Here is a 2,415-nt window from a genome sequence, read left to right as displayed (position 1 = left end):
GCTCGATGCCGGCCAGGCCGCCGCCCTCGTGGATCGCGTCGGCGATCCGGGTGAGCGCGGGCAGGTCCTGGTCGTCCCAGATCCGCAGCTCGATGAACGGCGCGATGTCGGAGGTCGCGTGGATCTCGACCTGCTCGGTGCACACCACCGACCAGCCGCCCTCGGCCTTGATCTTGCGCATCGCCGCCTGGGCGCTTGGGTCGCGGTAGCCCATGCCGTTGCAGTGCGGCACCTGGTAGAAGCGGTTCTTCGTGGTGAACGGCCCGATCTGCACGGGCTCGAACAGGATGTCGTAGGGCGCAGCCACGGGCTTCTTCCCGGAGGTCTGGTCGGTCATCGGGTGGGCTCCTCGGTAGGAACGGACGGGACGGGTGCGCCGACCTCGGCGCGGACGCGGGCACCACGGGCGTACCCGATGCCGCACAGCAGAAGCAGGCAGCCGAGGGTGCCGAGCGTGAATGCCTCGAAGGTCAGCTGGCTCACGCCCCAGATCTCCTGGAACGGGTAAGCCACGCCGAACAGGCGCTCGAGGGTGCCGGGGAACACCGCGACCCACGAGCCGAGCAGGACCCAGGCGAAGGCCAGCCAGCCGAGCGCCGCGAAGCCGCGGTCGGAGACGGGCACGCGGAACGGGCGCGGGCGGTCGGGGTAGCGGGTGCGCAGCCGGATCGCGGCCGGGATGACCAGCAGGTAGCTGAGCAGGAAGGTCGAGATCGAGATGGTGAGGACGACGCCGAAGATCGAGGCACCGGAGCCGGTCACCTGCATCGCGACGAGCAGGAACACCGTGGCGACGGCGCCGGAGAGCATGTTGACCCGCACCGGCGTACCGAGGCCCTCGTGGAAGCGGCCGAAGAAGCCGCCGAAGAAGGACCCGTCTGCCGCGGTCATCGCCTGCATCCGGTCGGAGATGATCATCCACGCGGCACCCTGGCTCATCAGGATGTAGACGAAGACGACGGCGGTGAGCTTGAGCAGCGGCTCGGCCGCGGGGCCGTAGACCGAGTAGACGGTGCCGACGGCGTCGAGGAGACCGCCGATGCCGGTGATGTCGTCGCTGGGGACGACGAGCAGGATCGCGAAGATCGGCACCAGGTAGCAGACCGCGGCGGTCGCGCAGGAGCGGAAGATCGAGACCGGTACGTCGCGAGCGGGGTTCTCCATCTCGCCGGCCGCGCTGTTGGAGGACTCGAAGCCGAGGTAGGCGAAGAGCAGGATCGGGACCGAGCCGAACAGGCCGAGCAGGGTCGGGCTGAAGTCGCTGCCGCTGAGCTCGACCACGCCGTTCTGCGTGGCGTAGATGACCGTGGTCAGCACGAAGAAGGCGAGCAGGCTGACCTTGAGGATCGCGCCGCTGGTCGGGAGCCACTTGCCCTTGGCCAGGCTGGCGATCGCGGCGACCACGGTGATCCAGATGAACACGATCTTGAACACGTAGTCACCGATCGAGCCGTGCTCGAGCGGCGTGATGTAGACGCTCACCGTCTCCGCGGCGAGGAAGGCCATCGAGCCGCCGACCCACACCGGCTGGGTGATCCAGGTGAGGATCGCAGCCACGGCGGCGGCTGGGCGGCCGAAGGCGTCCCGGACCCAGGTGTAGGCCCCGCCCTCCTCGCTGAACGCCGCGCCGGTCTCGGCGAAGATCAGTCCGTACGGCACGAGGAAGAAGACCGCGAGCACGAGGGCCCAGGTGAACGCCTCGGCGCCGTAGACCGATACCTGCCCGAGGGTCTCGAGGCCGACGACTGCGGCGATGAGCAGGAAGATGATGTCGAAGCGTCGCAGCGACTTGCGAAGATGCGACTGTTGCTCGGCCGCGAGCGCGGTCGGCTGGTTGATCTGCGTCATGGTGTGTCCCTGGCTGGTCGGACGAGGTCAGTGGTTGATCCAGACGGTCTTGAGACCGACGTACTTGTCGATAGCGTGCAGCGAGAGGTCCCGCCCGAACCCGGAGCCCTTGAACCCACCGAACGGCGTCCAGGCGCTGAAGGCGTCGACGCCGTTCACGGTCACCGTGCCGGCGTGGATCAGGTCGGCCAGCCGGTGCGCGCGGCTCAGGCTGCTGGTCGCGACCGAGGCGGCCAGGCCGAACGGCGTGTCGTTGGCGAGCGCGACGGCCTCGTCCTCGGTGTCGAAGGCGGTGACCGCCAGGACCGGCCCGAAGACCTCCTCGCGGGCGAGGGTGGAGCCCGGGTCGACGTCGTCGAAGACGGTGGGCTGGACGTAGCAGTCGCTGCCGTCGCGGGTGATCCGCTCGCCGCCGGTGACCAGGCGAGCCCCCGAGGTCCTGGCCTCGTCGACGAAGCCCATGATCCGGTCGGTCTGCTCGGGCGAGACGATCGCGCCCATGCCGGCGGCCGGATTGAGCGGGTCGCCCGGGGCGTACGCCTGGGCCTCCTTGGCGACGAGGTCGAC

General features: G+C 69.4%; 2 protein-coding genes and 1 pseudogene. All 3 read right to left on the bottom strand.

Annotated features, from left to right (window positions below):
- Nucleotides 1-337, bottom strand: a pseudogene (locus ACRDPS_RS06025) (NADH:flavin oxidoreductase); the annotation flags it as partial.
- Nucleotides 334-1,848, bottom strand: coding sequence for an APC family permease (locus tag ACRDPS_RS06020; RefSeq protein WP_431500720.1), 1,515 nt, complete (start codon nt 1,846-1,848; stop codon nt 334-336). The gene ACRDPS_RS06020 and the pseudogene ACRDPS_RS06025, both read right to left, overlap by 4 nt.
- 27 nt (nt 1,849-1,875) lie before the next feature.
- A partial coding sequence (locus ACRDPS_RS06015; protein ID WP_431500719.1) for an aldehyde dehydrogenase family protein occupies nt 1,876-2,415 on the bottom strand: 540 nt, incomplete at its 5' end.

This window comes from Nocardioides sp. (assembly GCF_050699375.1).
Taxonomy (GTDB): domain Bacteria; phylum Actinomycetota; class Actinomycetes; order Propionibacteriales; family Nocardioidaceae; genus Nocardioides.
This window is presented reverse-complemented; position numbering and strand designations above follow the sequence as displayed.